Below are 17,201 nucleotides of genomic sequence, written 5' to 3' on the forward strand. Positions count from 1 at the left end.
CCCAGCGCACGGTGTTCAAACGTTGAATCTATGCTACACTACAAAAAGAGAATGAACGAAAGGAACTGGTCTTGTGGCAGACAAATTGCACGCGACTGCGATTGCTTTACTGAAAAACGAACCACTAAGCAAATATACATTTACTGAAACAGGAGGACCGGCTGACCAATTGGCTTTTCCACGCACGGTGGCGGAAGTCAAAATTCTTCTCGATTATGCGGCCGATGAACAGCTACCGGTCACAATTATTGGTAACGCCAGTAACCTCATCGTTAAAGATGGCGGGATTCGTGGCTTAACCATTATCTTGACTGCCATGCACGAAATTGAAACCGTTGGCGAGCGTATCGTCGCCCAAGCCGGCGCCCGTTTGATTGACACGACTGAGGTGGCATACGAAGCCGGATTAACTGGCTTAGAATTTGCTGCTGGCATTCCGGGCAGTATTGGCGGGGCCGTTTTTATGAACGCTGGGGCCTATGGCGGTGAAGTCGAAACTGTCATTGAAAGCGTCGATGTGATTACTGCCGATGGCAACTTGAAGACTTATCAGCATGATGAGATGCAGTTCGCCTATCGCCATAGTCTAGTTCAAGACACTGGCGAAATGGTCTTAGCCGCCACGTTCAAGTTACAGCCTGGGGACAAGCCCACCATCCGCACCGAAATGGATCGGCTCAACGCTTTGCGGGCCGCTAAGCAACCCCTGGAGTATCCATCTTGTGGATCGGTCTTCAAACGGCCAACGGGTTATTTTGTCGGGCCCTTAATTCAAAAAGCTGGCTTGCAGGGTCATATTCTTGGGGGCGCGCAGATTTCAACGAAGCACGCTGGTTTTATCGTGAATATCAATCACGCGACGGCAACCGATTATCTTGATATGATTCATCTTATCCAGCAAACGGTGAAAGCTGACTCGAATGTGAGTCTAGAGCCTGAAGTGCGGATTATTGGTGAAGATAAACGTTAACATAGAGAGGGGAGTGGACGAATGCATTTAGTCGAGGCAGTGATTCTATTAGTGACCTTGGTCATTATTTCAAACGTCCTCAGCCACTACATCGTGGCCATTCCGGTCTCATTGATTCAAACCGCTTTAGGCTTAGGTCTGGCTTTAATTTTTCATTTAGAAATCAACATGGCCACCGATTGGTTCATGCTGTTGTTCATTGCACCATTGCTGTTCAATGATGGCCGCCATTTCCCACGGCAAGAGCTGTGGAAGCTGCGCGGGCCAATTGTGGCTAATGCGATTTTCTTGGTCTTTACCACGACGCTTTTGGGCGGTCTGTTTATTCACTGGATTGTCCCCAAAATGCCGTTGTCAGCAGCTTTCGCCTTGTCAGCCATTATTTCACCAACGGATCCGATTGCTGTGCAATCACTGGCAAAGCGGGTTCATTTACCCAGTGAGGTACTACATTTAGTCAGTGGCGAAAGCTTGATTAATGATGCCAGCGGCCTAATTGGATTCAAGTATGGGATTGCGGCGACGATGTCGGGTGTATTTGTCTTTCGAGACGCTGCTGTGGATTTCTTATATATTTCCATTGTGGGGGCCATTGCCGGGGCCGTTTTGATGTTACTCATCAATTTAGTCCGCCGCTGGCTATTGCGACAGGGGATAAACGACACGACCTTGCATACGATTCTGCAGATTGTGACGCCGTTTGTGATTTTCTTACTCGTGGATGAAGGGCTACAAGCGTCAGGCGTGATTGCAGTTGTTGTGGCCGGGCTATTGAACAACGCTCGCAGTAACCGCTACATTGCCGCGCTTCCCGAGCTACGAATTGTAACTGAAAGAACCTGGTCGTTGCTAGTCTATTTGTTGAATGGGATAATTTTCCTGATTTTGGGAATTGAATTGCCCCTGGCCATGCACGATATCATTGAAAATCATGAGATCAATACCTGGCAGGCGTTTGGCTATGCCGTGCTTGTCTACCTTGCAGTCTTGGGCATCCGAGTCGTCTGGACTTACGGCTATATGTGGGCGCAGTCCCTCAATCACACGGCTGAAGTCAAGCCCAGTCTCAGAACAGCCTTGCTTTCAGGAATTTCTGGAGTTCGGGGTGCCATTACGCTGGTCGGGGTCTTGGCCGTCCCGTTGTTGTTACAAAATGGGTCCGCATTTCCAGAACGGGGCTTGATGCTTTTTATCGCCGCCAATGTGGTTGTCTTGAGTTTGGTTGTGGCGGTCATCACACTGCCGATTATCACCAAAGCTTGGACGCCTTTACAATTGCGGGGGTCAGATTTTGAAGACAACGAGTCTGATGATGATCAGGACGTGCGCCAGCTAACTGAGGACCAAGCCAAAAAATATATTTACCAAACGGCCGTCCGGCGGTTGGAATCGGAGCGACGGGAAGAGAATCAAAAACCCGTGCTTGATTTGATCAGCGAGTATCAAGCGTTGATTCGCCGAATTGAGCTTCAAGAAGATACCAGTGATGATATTCCACCGCTGGTACAAGATGAAATTGACCTGCGCCGAGTCGGCATTGAAGGTGAGTTACAGACCCTAGCTGAAATGTGGGAAACGCACGAGATTTCGGTTCGAACTCATCGGCGTTTTAAGCGCTCATTAGAACAGCGGCTGAGAGAACTCACGGCCTTAGCCCGTCACAAAGGGCGCCCGTCAATTCACATTACCTTTGATCGATTTATGGTGCTCACACAGCATTGGTTGAACCTACTGCGCGAAACCGGCCGCTTACGGTGGTTATATAAAGAACAACTCTTTGCAGAAAAAGAATTGGCCAAAGGTGGCCTCAAGCATCTTTCAAGTTATCTGAAGCAACCAGAAGTGCGTAAGCACAATTACAATCGCCAAGTGATTTACACGTTGATTATTCAATATCGGAATCGCATTGCCAGTGTCAAAGACTTGGGTCAGCACAAAACCACAGTCTACGATCACGAACTGCAACGGTTGCGGGCGATTGCCTTTGCAGCTGAACGCACAGCCATTCATGATTTAGCGGAGCAAGGCTACCTTGGGACGACCATGGCCCAACGGCTCAGCTCTAGTGTCAATTTCTCAGAAAATGCGACGAATTTGACCACCGTCGAAGATGTGTAAATTGTTTATCTGAGCCTAAGTTTCGACAACCCGTCGGGACTTAGGCTTTTTTTTGGTTTAAAAGCCAGATGGCTTGAAAATCACGGCCGGCTCAGTATAATTGTTTACGAGTATTAAACTTAAAGTTTAGTTTAACGAAACTTTTGGGGGTGGCACATGGACATTGGGCAGAAAATTCGCGATCTGAGAATTCGCAAAAATTTGACCCAAGAAGAATTGGGTGAACGGACTGACTTATCAAAGGGATATATTTCGCAACTTGAACACAATCAAAGTTCGCCATCGATGGAGACATTTTTTGATATTTTGAACGTTTTGGGCCAAACACCGGCCGACTTCTTCAATGATGCGGCGCCAAGCCAATTGGTTTATCGTCAGGCCGATCAAACGGTCTACGATGATGATGAGAAAGGCTATTCGTTGCGGTGGCTGGTCCCAGAGAGCAATGAGAACGAGATGGAGCCGGTCCTCATCACCTTTGAGCCTGATGGGACGTTCAAAACGTTTGAGCCATCGCCGGCAGAAACGTTTATCTATGTCGTTTCTGGACAGATTAGTCTGCAACTTGGTGAAGATGAATATATTGCCAAACGGGGCGAGACGATTTATTTCCATGCGACTAAGCAGCATCAAATTCATAATCATTCAACGGGCAAGAGCGTCTGCATTCTCGTCGCGACCGCCTCATATTTATAAAAAGAGGAAGTGTATGGAGTGAGTGAAGTTATTGTTGAGTTAAAGCACGTCAACAAAATGTATGGGCAGACGGTGGTCTTGAAAGATATCAATATCGAGATTGAACAGGGCAAGTTTTACACCTTGTTGGGGCCATCAGGCAGTGGTAAAACAACAATTTTGCGGGCCATTGCCGGTTTTTTGGATGTGACTGAGGGCGACGTTCTGTTCGAAGGTAAACGCATTAATGACGTGCCGGCTAACGAGCGCAAGGTTAACACAGTCTTTCAAGATTACGCGTTATTTCCGCATATGAATGTTTTTGATAACGTGGCTTATGGGCTACGCATTCGTAAAGTTAAAAAAGACGACATCAAAAATCGAGTTGAAGCAGCTCTCAAAATGGTGCGCTTAACTGGTTATGATAGCCGCGAAATTTCTGAATTATCAGGGGGCCAACAACAGCGGGTGGCGATTGCACGAGCGATTGTGTTAGAACCGCAAGTCCTGTTGCTGGATGAGCCTTTGTCGGCATTAGACGCAAAACTCCGTAAAGACATGCAATATGAACTGCGAGAACTGCAACAACGTTTGGGCATCACGTTCTTATTTGTGACTCATGATCAAGAAGAAGCCTTGGCTTTGTCAGATGAAATTTTTGTCATGAATGACGGGAAAGTTCAACAGTCAGGGACGCCAGTTGATATTTACGATGAACCGATTAATCATTTTGTGGCGGACTTCATTGGCGAAAGTAACATTATCGCCGGTCACATGATTGGTGACTATCGGGTAGAATTTAACGGTAAAGAATTCGACAGTGTGGACGCGGGGATGAAGCCAAATGAACCGGTTGAAGTTGTCCTGCGGCCAGAAGACTTGGATATTACGCCGGTGGGTGAGGGTAAGGTGACCGTTGAAGTTGATACGCAACTATTCCGCGGCGACTACTATGAAATCGTGGCTTATGACCGTTTGGGCAATGAATGGTTGGTCCACTCCACCAATCCCGCCAAGGACGGTGAAACCGTTGACCTGACTTTCGACGCTGAAGATATTCACGTTATGCGGTTGAATGAATCTGAAGAAGACTTTGATGCCCGGCTTGAGAGTTACGAAGGCGACGAATAGGAGGGGTACGATGAAAAAATCTACAAACGCGGCGTACTACATCCCCTACGGTTTCTGGTTGATTTTCTTCGTCATTGCCCCAGTGGTGCTGATCATTTATCAATCCTTCTTTGATATTAACGGCCATTTCACGCTGAGCAATTATCAGACCTACTTTTCTTCGGGGACTTACATCTTGATGACCGTGAATTCGGTTTGGTATGCCTTTGTAATCACATTCTTTACGCTTTTGGTTTCGTATCCAACGGCTTATTTTCTGCATTACACCAAGCACAAGCAATTGTGGTTACTGCTGATCATTCTGCCGACCTGGATTAACTTATTACTCAAAGCCTATGCGTTTATCGGAATTTTTAGCCAGGATGGTGGCATTAATTCGTTCTTAGGATTATTCGGTATCCCAGCCCAACAAATTCTGTTCACAGATTTTAGTTTTATCTTTGTGGCGGCCTATATTGAAATTCCGTTTATGATTCTGCCAATCTTTAACTCAGTCGAAGAACTGAATGAAGGTTTAGTCAATGCGAGCCGAGATCTAGGCGCTAGCAGCTGGCAAACCTTCCGCCAAGTGATTGTGCCAATGACGATGAGTGGCGTGAAGGCCGGTGTGCAGGCGGTCTTCATTCCCTCACTGAGTCTCTTTATGATTACCCGATTGATTGGCGGTAATCGCGTCATTACGCTGGGGACGGCGATTGAAGAACATTTCTTGACCACGATGAATTGGGGGATGGGTTCAACCATCGGCGTCGTTTTGATTGTGGCAATGTTTATCATCATGTTCCTGACTGGCGAACGAAATCACCATCGGAAGGAGGCTCGCCATGAAAACTAAATTTAAATGGTCTCATCTCTATTTAGTGATTGTTTTTATCCTTTTGTATCTGCCGATCATGTACCTCATCACCTATTCGTTCTCTGATGGCAGTCGGATGACTAATTTTACCGGCTTTACTTTTAAGCATTATGCCGCCTTATTCGCGGACACTCGGATGATTCAAATCGTGATTGATACGTTATTGGTCGCGCTCTTGTCTTCGTTGGTGGCGACTATTATCGGCACATTGGGGGCCATGGCCATTAACACGACATCTCGCAGTGTCGTGCGGAATAGTGTGCTTTCATTGAATAATATTTTGATGGTTAGTCCCGACGTCATCATTGGGGCGAGCTTCTTAATCTTCTATACTGCCCTAAAAATTCCACTTGGATTTGGTTCGGTCCTGATGAGCCATATTGCTTTCTCTATTCCAATTGTGGTCTTAATGGTCTTGCCGAAATTGCAGGAAATGAGCCAGTCAATGTTGGACGCAGCCCGAGACTTGGGCTCAACAAATGGCCAAATTATTTCGCGGGTCATTTTTCCGTTCATCACCCCCGGCATTTTCTCCGGTTTCTTCATGGCTTTCACTTATTCCTTGGATGACTTTGCGGTGACGTTCTTCGTCACCGGGAACGGCTTCCAAACCTTGTCTGTTGAAATCTATGCGCGGGCACGGCAAGGGATTGATCTTGAAATTAACGCGTTGTCAGGAGTGATGTTTATCTTTGCCCTCTTGTTGGTGGTCGGGTATTACTTCATTCAAACCAACAACCAGTCGCGTAAAGCCAAACACCAAGCACTCGAAGAAAGTGAGGCGTTAGCACATGAAACGACTCATTAGTTTGGCTGTCTTGATTCTGGCCATTTCATTAGGACTAGGCTTGTGGAGTCAGAATTTACAGAAGTCTCAAGGCGCCACCGGGGACAACACGTTAAACTTTGCTAACTGGGGCGATTATATTGACCCAGCGTTGATCACCAAGTTTGAGAAGGAGACTGGGTATCATATTAATCTGGAAACCTTTGATTCGAACGAAGCCATGTTTACCAAAATTCAGCAGGGCGGTACCAGTTATGACTTAACGGTGCCTTCTGAATATATGATTGAAAAGATGAAAAAGGCGAACCTCTTGGTGCCGTTGGACCATAAGCGCCTAACCGGGTTGAAAAACTATGGCTCGCAATTTATGAATAAGAGTTTTGATCCCGGGAACAAATACAGTGTGCCTTATTTTTGGGGGACGCTCGGGATTATTTATAATGACAAATTCGTCAAAGCGGGCGAAATCCAACACTGGGATGACTTATGGAATCCACGCTACAAAAACAGCATCATGCTGATTGACTCCGCCCGCGATATTCTCGGTTTTTCACTGGTGTCACTTGGTAAGTCGATGAATACGACTGACGCGCCAACACTTCAGGCAGCCAAAGGCAAACTCGATGAATTGGCGCCGAATGTGAAGGCGGTGGTTGCGGATGAAATCAAAATGTACATGGCTGAAAATGAAGCACCTTTAGCTGTGGATTGGTCGGGTGAAGCCGCCGATATGTTGGCCAACAATAAGCATTTGCATTACGTGGTGCCAAGCGAGGGCAGTAATTTGTGGTTTGATAACCTGGTGATTCCAAAGACGGCGAAGCATTATAAAGCCATCTATGCGTTCTTAAACTTTATGTCGCAACCAAAGAATGCGGCTCAGAATGCTGAATACGTGGGTTATGCGACACCAAATGCCAAAGCTAAGGCCCTTTTGCCAAAGGCTGTGCGTGATGATCGTCAGTTCTATCCCGACAATCAAACCATGGCACATTTGCAAACTTATGCAGATCTCAGTCCCAAGACTGTTGGCTTGTACAATGACCTTTTCCTTGAATTTAAGATGTACAGAAAGTAGCAATGACTACAAAAAAGCCCTGCTGGAATCGCCAGCAGGGCTTTTTTTGTCGTCATTCTTCTGATTGAGCGTGTTGGCTCAAGACGATTAGGCCATAGCCGGCCATTTGGACGGCAAAAATGATGAGAGTGAAAATCCACATTCGCGGTGACCACATCGTTAAAATCCGATTCATAATCCAGTCAGGCATGAGCAGATAAACCGTGTGGATGCGCAGGAATCGCCCGATGTATATCCCCAGACTGCTTAAGAAGAAGACCGTTGGAACCAACCAAAATACCATTCGTGGCCGCTTAAAGCGCCGACTAATGGCGGCCACCACGCTTTGAACGCTGAGAAAGCCGCCAACTGTGCCGAGACCAACGGCAAGGACTAACTCGGCAAACTTGAACCAGACACGTGGGGAATTAACTAGTAGCATGGTGGTCGGCGAGTAGGCGTCAAGCAACGTCAGATGCACCAGATCAGTCAATAAGTATGGGGCATTAGGTAGAAACAGCATCCAGATGACTAACAAAGGATAGAAGAGCCAAGGCGAACGCTTCTCAGTCAGCCAGAAGCCGATTTCCACCGGAATATAGGCCAACAAGAGATTGAGACTTAAGAAGTCATAATGCCCATGTTCGAATAGAACTAAGTAGACAATGCTAATCCAAAAGAGGCCGCGGAACAGCCATTTTGTCCGTGTATTCACAATTTCACCCCACTAATTTCCGCCCTCAATTATACGTTTGTTCGTGGTATAATGTAATTACGTTTTACATAAAAAATTGGAGGACGACGTATGCAGACCTTTTTGACAAACTTTCTAACATGGTCGACGGTGGCAAATGTTGTCGACATTCTGTTGGTCTGGTACGTGGTATACCGGCTCATCATGCTGGTTCGCGGCACCAAGGCAGTCCAGCTGCTCAAAGGGGTATTCGTCATTGTCGCAATTAAGATTGTGGCTTGGTACTTCCAACTGCGGACCATTTCATATATTGTCGATCAAGTCATTACCTGGATTGTACCAGTCCTAGTCATCATCTTCCAACCTGAGATTCGGCGCGGCTTGGAACATATCGGCCGGGGATCAGTCTTTTTGCGGCCGAAGAATAATGTTCATGAAGCTGAGACTAAGATGATTAACGAACTCGATAAAGCCATTCAGTATATGAGTAAACGCCGCATCGGGGCGTTGATTACGATTCAGAAGAACACAGGCCTGGAAGACTATATTGAAACCGGGATTCCCTTGGACGCTGATATCACCGGGGAATTGCTGATTAATATCTTCATCCCGAATACACCATTACATGATGGTGCCGTCATTATTCGGGACAACCAGATTGCCGTCGCAGCGGCCTATTTACCACTTTCAGAAAGCAGCATGATTCCTAAGTCCTTAGGGACGCGGCATCGGGCCGCAGTCGGGATTAGTGAAGTTACTGATGCCGTGACCATTGTCGTTTCTGAAGAAACTGGTGGCGTGACGCTGACGAATAATAACAATTTGATGATTGATATGAGCCGAGAAGACTATTTGAAGTTTCTGACCGCTCAATTGGTTCATGAAGAAACACCAAGCGGGAGCGTTTGGCATGAATTTGTCGCCGGCTTTCGGAGTAGTAAGGGGGCCAAGAAATGAGTAAATTCTGGAACAGCTCGTGGTTTTACCGCTTATTGGCCTTCATTTTGACGATTGCGTTGTTCGCTTATGTCAATGTCGAAAAAATTGATAACACGCGCCAGACAGGCACCAAAAATCTGACCATTCTGGCGACAAAGAAGCAAACCGTCAGTGTCCCATTACAAATTAATGCGAATACTGATAAATACTTTATTACCGGCTATCCCCAAAAGGTTAAAGTCACCCTCGAAGGGAACGCGTCATTGGTCACTGTTTCTGCGAACACCCAGTCTTTTCGGGTGATTGCTGATCTGACCAATCTCGGTATTGGGAAGCACACCGTTCAACTGCGTGAAGAAGGTCTCAATAAGGATTTGGCCTACAGTATTGAGCCTAAATCCATTGAAGTGAATATTCAGACTAGGGATACCAAGACCATGCCAGTCCAAGTGAAATACAACAAGGACGCGTTAGCTGAAGATTATGTGGCCGGCCGAGCAAAAGTGAGCTCTGACACGGTTGAGGTCACTGGTGCCCGCAGTGAAATTGATCGCATTTATCAAGTTGTGGCAAACGTGGCGCTTAACCGCAATACCAAGAACGATGTGGAACAAGAAGCCTTGTTGCAAGCTTTAGACAGTAATGGCAATACCGTCAACGTGGTCATTGCCCCACAAACGGTTCATGTAACCTTACCTGTCAGCTTACCAAGTAAGAAAGTTGATCTGAAACTAAAGCAAAGTGGGACTGGTGAAAGTAATCGGGTCTACGTGCTGGATAGCGATACCAAGACGGTCACAATCCACGGCCCGCAAGCCGCGCTTGATAAGATTTCGAGCGTTGAAGCGGCCGTCGATTTAACTGGCGTTCAGCGCTCGACGACTAAAACGGTTGATTTGAAGTCGCCAGCAGATGGTGTCACTGTGACCCCAGAGTCTGTCTCGGTCAATATTAGCGCCACGGCATCTGATAACACGAGTGCTTCAAATGCCAGCAGTAGCTCCAGCAAATAGGCATTTAACTAATCGGTAAAAGAAATGAGGAAAATTTCATGACAAAGTATTTTGGAACAGACGGTGTCCGCGGTATTGCCAATCAAGAATTAAGTCCAGAATTGGCGTTTCGACTTGGCCGCGCAGGTGGCTATGTTTTAACCCAGCATAAGGCTGATACCGATCACCGGCCACTAGTGCTTGTAGCGCGTGATACACGTAAATCAGGCCAGATGCTTGAAGATGCATTAATCTCAGGATTGCTATCCGTGGGGATTGAAGTCCTCTCCCTGGGTGTGATCACCACGCCGGCTGTTGCTTACCTGATTAAGGTGCAAAGTGCTGATGCTGGCATTCAAATCTCGGCCTCACATAACCCCGCCGAAGATAATGGCATCAAGTTCTTTGGCTCTGATGGTTACAAGCTGTCTGATGATACTGAAGACGAAATCGAACGTTTGCTGGATGCACCCGAAGACACTTTGCCACGGCCTTCTGCTGAAGGTCTCGGGACAGTTGACGTCTATCCAGAAGGCGCCCTCAAATATACACAATTTCTTGAACAGACCCTCTCCGATGAACTGTCAGGTATTCGCGTGGCCATTGATGGAGCGAACGGTGCCACCAGTGGCTTAGTGAGCCGCTTGTTTGCTGATCTTGATACTGATTTTGTGACCATGGCTACCAGCCCCGATGGCATCAACATCAATAAGGGTGTCGGGTCAACCCATCCAGAAGCGTTAGCCAAATTTGTGGTTGATGAAGAAGCGCAAGTCGGGCTCGCTTTTGATGGCGATGGTGACCGCTGTATCGCTGTCGACGAACAAGGCAATATTGTCGACGGGGATAAAATTATGTACATCCTGGGCAACTTCATGAAAGACCAAGGCCGATTGATGCAAGATACCGTGGTCACCACGGTAATGAGTAATATCGGTTTATACAAGGCGCTTGAAGCAGCTGGCATGAAGTCTGTGCAAACAGCTGTTGGGGATCGCCATGTGGTCGAAGAAATGCGTGAAAATGGTTATAACATTGGCGGGGAACAATCGGGACACGTGGTCTTGTTTGACTACCATAACACTGGGGATGGTATGTTGACGGGGATTCAATTATTGAATGTCATGAAACAGACCGGTAAGAAACTGTCCGAATTGGCAGCGCCCGTGCAGAGCTATCCACAGAAGCTGGTTAATGTGCCCGTCAGTGACAAGAATCGTTGGGAACAATACCCGGCTATCTTGCAAGCTATTGATACCGTCGAAAAGGAAATGAATGGCGACGGCCGGGTGCTGGTTCGCCCTAGTGGGACAGAGGCATTACTCCGAGTGATGGCTGAAGCCAAAACTGAGGAACTTGTGAACCAATATGTTGATCAAATCGTTGCCGTTGTTGAAAAAGAAATGGGCAACTAATCAAAAACATAACTCCGACAAAAAACGATTGATCTGCGTAAAAGCAGGTCAATCGTTTTTTTAGTCTATACCATTTAATTAAATCGACCTATACCACTTTATAACAAATGCTTGACAGTCTTTAAAATACTCGATATATTTGTCCTTGTCATCGCGTACCAATTAAAAAAGTGATAAGAACCAATATGAAGAAAAGAGGCTGTTAGTATGTGTGGAATTGTTGGCGTTATCGGTAAAAAGAACACCACTGAAATTTTGATGCAAGGTTTAGAGAAGCTCGAGTATCGTGGTTATGATTCGGCGGGCATTTATGTCAACGACCAGGCTGGCCACGATTACTTGGTGAAGCGTGTTGGCCGGATTAAAAATCTTGAAGCAGCAGTGGATGATTCCATTCAAGGGACGCTTGGTATCGGGCACACGCGTTGGGCAACCAATGGGAAGCCATCAGTGGCCAACTCACATCCACACATTTCTAACGATGAACGATTCTACCTCGTGCATAACGGGGTCATCACCAATGCGAATGAATTGAAGCGCCAATACCTTTTGGATATCGAATTTGCCAGTGAAACTGATACCGAAGTGGTTGTGCAATTAATCGCCTTGTTCGCTCGGGAAGGCTTAAGCGCCAAAGAAGCCTTCCGGAAAGCCTTAACAATGGTTGACGGCTCCTACGCTTTCTCCTTGGTGGATCGCCTGACCCCAGACACGTTGTTTGTGGCCAAGAACAAGAGCCCACTGTTGATTGGTAAAGGTGACGGCTTCAATGTCGTGGCGTCTGATGCTTTGGCCATGTTATCAGAAACGGATCAATTCGTTGAAATGAAAGACGAAGAAATTGTTGCCTTAACTCAGGACGGCATTGCGATTGAAACGCTCGACGGGACCCCAGTTCACCGCGAGGCCTTTACTGTGAAAATGGAAGAGGGCGATGCCTCCAAGGGCACGTACCCATTCTATATGCTCAAAGAAATCGACGAACAACCGATTGTGATGCGGCGTTTGGTGAAAAAGTATACCAACGACCGTGGCGAAGTTGAGTTGCCAAAGCCATTGCTTGCAGCCCTCAAGGCAGCTGACCGTTTATATATTGTTGCCGCTGGGACCAGTTATCATGCTGGGCTTGTTGGTAAAGGGCTTTTTGAGAAGTTGGCTGGCGTGCCAACGGAAGTACATTTGGCGTCTGAATTTGGTTACAACCAACCACTCTTATCGGAGAAACCATTGTTTATTTTCTTGACTCAAAGTGGGGAAACGGCTGATATTCGCCAGGTCTTGGTCAAGGTGAAGGCCCAAGGCTATCCAACCTTGACGATTACTAATGTCCTGAGTTCCACCCTGGCTCGGGAAGCTGATTATCAACTCGGGTTGTATGCTGGCCCTGAAATCGCAGTGGCCTCAACCAAGGCTTATACCGCCCAAGTCGCCGTTGAAGCACTCATCGCGCAAGGCTTAGGCGAAGCCAAGAATCATCGCGAAGCTGAAGCCTTTGACGTCGTGCACCAATTAGGGTTAGCTGCAGCTGGTCAACAAGCGCTCATCGACCAAAAAGACGCCATTCACGACTGGGCGACTGATTTATTTAGTCAATCCCGTAATGCCTTCTTTATCGGGCGGGGCACAGACTATGACGTGAGTCTTGAAGCGGCCCTCAAGCTGAAGGAAATCTCTTATGTGCAGGCAGAGGGGTTTGCCGCAGGGGAATTGAAGCACGGCACCATTGCCTTGATTGAGCAAGACACCCCAGTTGTGGCCTTCATCTCTGATCCAAAGACCGCCGCTCACACCCGCAGTAACGCTGATGAAATTGCAGCCCGTGGCGCCAAAGTCTTACGCATCGCGACTGAGAGCCAATCCAGTGAAGAAGATCAATTAGTGGTGGACGATATCGATCCAATGTTAGCGCCTCTACTGATGATTATTCCTGGCCAATTGTTGGCTTACTTCACAAGTTTTGATCGTGGTTACGATGTCGACCGCCCACGGAATCTGGCTAAGTCAGTGACAGTGGAATAGAATTGAAAAAGCGCAGTCTCGGCTGCGCTTTTTGTGTGGCCATTGACAGTCAGCGAACGGCCGCCTAAGCTGGGGAAAACGGAGGGCGATTATGAACAGAGCCATAATGTTAGCGACGATGCTCCAGTATTGTTGGCAGGGATTTTTTGTCCTAATTATCGGGGCTACTGGTCTTGAAATATATGCCTTAGGTTTGGTGAGCGGTCGGTTAGGCAATATGCCGCGGCACAAGGTTTCTAAGGTGAATTACGCGGTGATTATCCTGATTGTGGCAGGCTATCTAATCGATATTGTGGCCGAACACCAGTGGCCGCCATCATTGCGCTGGGAACTTGTCGGTCTCGTCACGCTGGCCGTTGGTTTTGTCGGTATGGGGATTCTTCTTGGGATTGCCTTAGCCAAAAGAAAGTCGATTCGCGGCGTATCGCTGAACAACCGGGAAATACGGTTGATCACCATCTGCCGCTGGTTGTGGATTGCGGCTTTGATTTTGGGATTGGCGGCCTTATCAATTCAGGTTATTTTCATTGTTCAGTTTCTGCTGAGCCGCGGTTAAACGCCAAAACACCGCAACGGCTGATTGCCATTGCGGTGTTTTTATGTGACGAGTATTGTTTTCTGGCGACAAGCGGTACAATTTATGAATGCACAATGCACCCTATCGGAATCGAACCGATGACCTACCGCTTAGGAGGCGGTCGCTCTATCCAGCTGAGCTAAGGATGCAAACTAGTATATATTTTGACTGAAGAGACTGGGCATGTCAAACGGATTACGAAAGGAACACACTTATGTGGGATTTATTATGGCGGACGCTTGGCCAAACATTGGTTATCTTTATTGTCGGTGTTGCCACTTTGAAATGGCTAAACGACGCAACGGTGCAATTGGCGGTCAATCGCACGGGGCGGAGTAATCACCAAATTTGGTGGATGCAGCCGGGAATTTTTATCCATGAACTCTGGCACGCCAGCGTGGCGATGATTTTTGGCATTCGCGTTAAAGGTTTGTCAATGCGTGCAGATGAAGCTGCCGGTAGCGCCGCGCATGTGACCTTGAACTTCAAACCTCACAGCATTTGGCAACAGACAGGGATGTTTCTATCTGCCACGGCACCAGTGTGGGGGAACGCGCTGGTAATGAGCCGGTTGACGCAGCGGGCTTTTTTGCCAACGGGCTTCAGATTGTTTTTGATTGGCCATGGGTGGCGGCCGCGCTGATTGTGGGAATGGTGATTGTGTTTGGGATTAGCCCCTCGCGGCAAGACCTGACCAATGCACTCCATGGTTTTCCTTTTTTTCTGGGCCTGTTAATCATCGTTTGGCTTGTGGCTTGGCTGGTGACCCCAGATTTACTATGGTGGCTCAATTTCAATCGCAGTCTTGCAATGACATTTGGTCTGTTATTGGGGTATAGCATCATTATTCAAGGCGGCTTGCGACTGGTTTTAAGAAGATGAGAAATTGGAAGATAGAAAAAATCTCTGAGAGAAATTACGTCTCAGAGATTTTTTGATTTTTGAAGTCTTGGGGAATTGCTAGGCGGTTTCTAGTGGATGCTTGTCCAAGTATCGCAGGAGTTTTTTACTTTTGTGGGTCGGCGTTTTGTAATTTGATGTAGGAGTTGCAATTCTTTTTCTTGAGGTAAGGAACTTGTTTCTTTTGCTTTAACTAACAAAGCCGCTACGGGAGCCTCATCTTTAATGGACCAAATAAATCGCCTTGAGTTTGCAAAATATATCGAGTTGGGCGCTTCGATGTTTTTAACCGCTGGTTCGAGGTGGCGAGGTCCGTGAAAACCTGTTAGTCGGCAACCTCAATCAGTGGATCATCGGGTAACACCTCATCCAGTACGGCGGCCACTGGCGCGTCTTGTCGGCCGACTTCAACAATCGGGACACCGGCACGCTCATCGGTAATCATAAATTTCACGCCGTTAACGATGTGGAAATTGATCACGGCAGCAAACATGCCTTTGTTAAGGTGTTTCAAGTAGTGACGCTGGAGCATCACATTGGTTAATAACTGCCGCAGCGCCCGATGTTTGCGGCTGCTATAGTGCATGGATTCCGGCTTCTCGGTTAGAAATCCACAATGATAAAGATAACGGTTCAAGTGATTAAAAAGGGTGATGGTCGCTTTGGTGCTCGCGGTTCGATAGAAAGTAATTAACGTATCGATAACGAGAGCAACCACTTGATTAATGAGCTGTGTTTGAGTGGACGCACGATCAAAACGCACCATCCCATACCGCAAAATATCTAATAAGGATTGTAGTTCAGTTTCAGTAAAAAAGGCTTTTAAATTAGCGGTGAAGGGGTAATGCCAGTCCGGAATCGAATAACTAATGGTGCGACCAACGCAGATGGTGCCGGGGACTTGATAGAAAAGATCCGTGAAGTCTCGGTTGAATCGCAGATTGGTAATGTGCATTTCTGGCATGGTGGTTTCCGACTGCAAGGCATTGGTTTGCGCAAGTGCGTGCCATTCCTGTGTTGAGAAACGTTTAGGAGCAGCGTGCCGCAACTGCCGTAACTGTACAGGTACGGTGTTAATGGTCAACCCAGCCGTGAAAGGGTGATCCAATAGCTGGACGGCTTGAACTAACTGGCCGCCAAGTGAATGCCCAACACCGTAGAGTGCGGCCGGCACATTGTCTTGTTTCAGTTGGGCCAGCGTATATTGTGCGAAACGGCGGGCATAGGGCAACTGGTCTTCGCGATTATCCTGAGCCAACAGAATACTTTTGAGCATATACTGCCAATCCAAGGCCGTTTCAGCCCATTCTCCAGCCTGGCCAGTCCGTTCGGCGCCGCGATAAACGAGATAGCCTTCGACTTGTTCGCCTACTTTGAGACAGTATGCCCCACCGGATAGACCGGTTGGTGCAGCTTCTGAAATCTCGGTTCGGAGATTATAGACAACAGCGGAATCAATCAATACGCCTGTTCGCCGGTAAGCCAGCCAAGTCAGGAAAGTGGGCGCGTCCACCTGCGGATAATCATGCGGGTAGGCATCATATTGCATAAGGTTGACCAAGAATTGTCGGTCGTGATATAAGGAGCCGGCCGTGTATGGCTTGGTCTCGGGTGGTTGGCCGGCTAATAAGGCCATTTCCAGCCGAATAACCAGAGACCGGAGGCCAGCCAAGTGTTGAGCGGTAATATTGGTTTCAAGTTGGGTGAGGACGTCATCGATTGGGACGTCCAAGTCAAAACTCTGAATGGCCGGTCGATTGGCCAAGGCGGTTTTGATTTCTTGAAGAAACGGATGAGTAAGAGAGTCAGGAATCTTGGTTCCAAGTGTGTGAGAGGTCAATAAGAACCGCAAATGAGTTAGCGTTGCACGAATCCGCTTAGCCAATGACTGTTGTTGATCATTAATAACCATCAATTCGCGGTTTGTCTCGCTGGCCTGCGCATTAGGTATCAGTGTCCCTAATTTAAAGACCAGGCCTTCAAAGTTTTCGCACAGCGCCCAAAGCGTGGTTGTCTGTTGACGCAATTGGTCCCCAAGATTCATTTTTAACCCCTCCCTTCGCAATTTCCA

15 protein-coding genes and 1 tRNA gene are annotated in these 17,201 nt (G+C 47.4%); 13 read left to right on the forward strand and 3 right to left on the reverse strand.

What is annotated here, in order from left to right; translation table 11 throughout:
* The first annotated feature begins 73 nt into the window (after positions 1–73).
* The 7 genes from murB to FC34_RS00580 all read left to right on the forward strand — a co-directional run bounded on the left by murB (position 74) and on the right by FC34_RS00580 (position 7,615).
* Positions 74–970 carry a UDP-N-acetylmuramate dehydrogenase gene (gene murB / locus FC34_RS00550; RefSeq protein ID WP_057893434.1) on the forward strand — a complete coding sequence of 299 codons (897 nt, stop codon included), beginning with the start codon at positions 74–76 and terminating at the stop codon, positions 968–970.
* Between the two features lie 21 nt (positions 971–991).
* Positions 992–3,088 (forward strand): cation:proton antiporter, encoded by a 2,097-nt coding sequence (locus FC34_RS00555; protein ID WP_057893435.1) that lies wholly within the window; start codon positions 992–994, stop codon positions 3,086–3,088.
* 156 nt (positions 3,089–3,244) lie between these two features.
* Positions 3,245–3,784 carry a helix-turn-helix domain-containing protein gene (locus FC34_RS00560; protein WP_057893436.1) on the forward strand — a complete coding sequence of 180 codons (540 nt, stop codon included), beginning with the start codon at positions 3,245–3,247 and terminating at the stop codon, positions 3,782–3,784.
* Between the two features lie 18 nt (positions 3,785–3,802).
* The gene (locus FC34_RS00565) at positions 3,803–4,894 is read left to right on the forward strand and encodes an ABC transporter ATP-binding protein (RefSeq protein ID WP_057893437.1); all 1,092 of its coding nucleotides are present in this window, start codon (positions 3,803–3,805) and stop codon (positions 4,892–4,894) included.
* A 10-nt stretch (positions 4,895–4,904) separates the two neighbouring features.
* Positions 4,905–5,729 carry an ABC transporter permease gene (locus FC34_RS00570; RefSeq protein WP_057893438.1) on the forward strand — a complete coding sequence of 275 codons (825 nt, stop codon included), beginning with the start codon at positions 4,905–4,907 and terminating at the stop codon, positions 5,727–5,729.
* Complete coding sequence (locus tag FC34_RS00575; protein ID WP_057893439.1) at positions 5,719–6,558, forward strand: ABC transporter permease; 840 nt, start codon at positions 5,719–5,721, stop codon at positions 6,556–6,558. Before FC34_RS00570 ends, FC34_RS00575 begins: the two co-directional genes overlap by 11 nt.
* The gene (locus FC34_RS00580) at positions 6,542–7,615 is read left to right on the forward strand and encodes an ABC transporter substrate-binding protein (RefSeq protein WP_057893440.1); all 1,074 of its coding nucleotides are present in this window, start codon (positions 6,542–6,544) and stop codon (positions 7,613–7,615) included. The genes FC34_RS00575 and FC34_RS00580 overlap by 17 nt, the downstream gene beginning before the upstream one ends.
* A 52-nt stretch (positions 7,616–7,667) precedes the next feature.
* Here FC34_RS00580 and FC34_RS00585 read toward each other — a convergent pair whose 3' ends face one another.
* On the reverse strand, positions 7,668–8,309 hold the full coding sequence (locus tag FC34_RS00585; RefSeq protein ID WP_057893441.1) for a DUF1361 domain-containing protein: 642 nt from the start codon (positions 8,307–8,309) through the stop codon (positions 7,668–7,670).
* Positions 8,310–8,399: 90 nt separating this feature from the next.
* Between FC34_RS00585 and cdaA the strand changes: the two genes are divergently transcribed.
* The 5 genes from cdaA to FC34_RS00610 all read left to right on the forward strand — a co-directional run bounded on the left by cdaA (position 8,400) and on the right by FC34_RS00610 (position 14,209).
* The gene (gene cdaA / locus FC34_RS00590) at positions 8,400–9,245 is read left to right on the forward strand and encodes a diadenylate cyclase CdaA (protein WP_057893442.1); all 846 of its coding nucleotides are present in this window, start codon (positions 8,400–8,402) and stop codon (positions 9,243–9,245) included.
* Positions 9,242–10,240 (forward strand): CdaR family protein, encoded by a 999-nt coding sequence (locus FC34_RS00595; RefSeq protein WP_057893443.1) that lies wholly within the window; start codon positions 9,242–9,244, stop codon positions 10,238–10,240. The genes cdaA and FC34_RS00595 overlap by 4 nt, the downstream gene beginning before the upstream one ends.
* Before the next feature lie 38 nt (positions 10,241–10,278).
* On the forward strand, positions 10,279–11,634 hold the full coding sequence (gene glmM / locus FC34_RS00600) for a phosphoglucosamine mutase (RefSeq protein WP_057893444.1): 1,356 nt from the start codon (positions 10,279–10,281) through the stop codon (positions 11,632–11,634).
* Between the two features lie 207 nt (positions 11,635–11,841).
* Positions 11,842–13,653 (forward strand): glutamine--fructose-6-phosphate transaminase (isomerizing), encoded by a 1,812-nt coding sequence (gene glmS / locus FC34_RS00605; RefSeq protein ID WP_057893445.1) that lies wholly within the window; start codon positions 11,842–11,844, stop codon positions 13,651–13,653.
* Between the two features lie 91 nt (positions 13,654–13,744).
* Positions 13,745–14,209 carry a hypothetical protein gene (locus FC34_RS00610; RefSeq protein WP_157052193.1) on the forward strand — a complete coding sequence of 155 codons (465 nt, stop codon included), beginning with the start codon at positions 13,745–13,747 and terminating at the stop codon, positions 14,207–14,209.
* Positions 14,210–14,305: 96 nt separating this feature from the next.
* Here FC34_RS00610 and FC34_RS00615 read toward each other — a convergent pair.
* Positions 14,306–14,379 (reverse strand) — tRNA-Arg (locus FC34_RS00615).
* A gap of 65 nt (positions 14,380–14,444) precedes the next feature.
* Here FC34_RS00615 and FC34_RS00620 point away from each other — a divergent pair.
* A complete protein-coding gene (locus FC34_RS00620) occupies positions 14,445–14,873 on the forward strand; it encodes a hypothetical protein (protein WP_057893447.1) in 429 nt (142 codons plus the stop codon).
* A gap of 582 nt (positions 14,874–15,455) precedes the next feature.
* Here FC34_RS00620 and FC34_RS00630 read toward each other — a convergent pair.
* Positions 15,456–17,174, reverse strand: coding sequence for a DUF6792 domain-containing protein (locus FC34_RS00630; RefSeq protein ID WP_057893449.1), 1,719 nt, complete (start codon positions 17,172–17,174; stop codon positions 15,456–15,458).
* Positions 17,175–17,201 lie beyond the last annotated feature (27 nt).

The organism is Lacticaseibacillus brantae DSM 23927, assembly GCF_001436115.1.
In the GTDB taxonomy this organism is placed as follows: domain Bacteria; phylum Bacillota; class Bacilli; order Lactobacillales; family Lactobacillaceae; genus Lacticaseibacillus; species Lacticaseibacillus brantae.

What these genes read in the sequence shown, in the direction of transcription:
- FC34_RS00555 (WP_057893435.1), top strand. Translation starts at nt 992, where the DNA reads ATGCATTTAGTCGAGGCAGTGATTCTATTAGTGACCTTGGTCATTATT.
- FC34_RS00560 (WP_057893436.1), top strand. Translation starts at nt 3,245, where the DNA reads ATGGACATTGGGCAGAAAATTCGCGATCTGAGAATTCGCAAAAATTTG.
- FC34_RS00570 (WP_057893438.1), top strand. Translation starts at nt 4,905, where the DNA reads ATGAAAAAATCTACAAACGCGGCGTACTACATCCCCTACGGTTTCTGG.
- FC34_RS00575 (WP_057893439.1), top strand. Translation starts at nt 5,719, where the DNA reads ATGAAAACTAAATTTAAATGGTCTCATCTCTATTTAGTGATTGTTTTT.
- FC34_RS00580 (WP_057893440.1), top strand. Translation starts at nt 6,542, where the DNA reads ATGAAACGACTCATTAGTTTGGCTGTCTTGATTCTGGCCATTTCATTA.
- cdaA (WP_057893442.1), top strand. Translation starts at nt 8,400, where the DNA reads ATGCAGACCTTTTTGACAAACTTTCTAACATGGTCGACGGTGGCAAAT.
- FC34_RS00595 (WP_057893443.1), top strand. Translation starts at nt 9,242, where the DNA reads ATGAGTAAATTCTGGAACAGCTCGTGGTTTTACCGCTTATTGGCCTTC.
- glmM (WP_057893444.1), top strand. Translation starts at nt 10,279, where the DNA reads ATGACAAAGTATTTTGGAACAGACGGTGTCCGCGGTATTGCCAATCAA.
- glmS (WP_057893445.1), top strand. Translation starts at nt 11,842, where the DNA reads ATGTGTGGAATTGTTGGCGTTATCGGTAAAAAGAACACCACTGAAATT.
- FC34_RS00610 (WP_157052193.1), top strand. Translation starts at nt 13,745, where the DNA reads ATGAACAGAGCCATAATGTTAGCGACGATGCTCCAGTATTGTTGGCAG.
- FC34_RS00620 (WP_057893447.1), top strand. Translation starts at nt 14,445, where the DNA reads ATGTGGGATTTATTATGGCGGACGCTTGGCCAAACATTGGTTATCTTT.
- FC34_RS00630 (WP_057893449.1), bottom strand. Translation starts at nt 17,174, where the DNA reads ATGAATCTTGGGGACCAATTGCGTCAACAGACAACCACGCTTTGGGCG.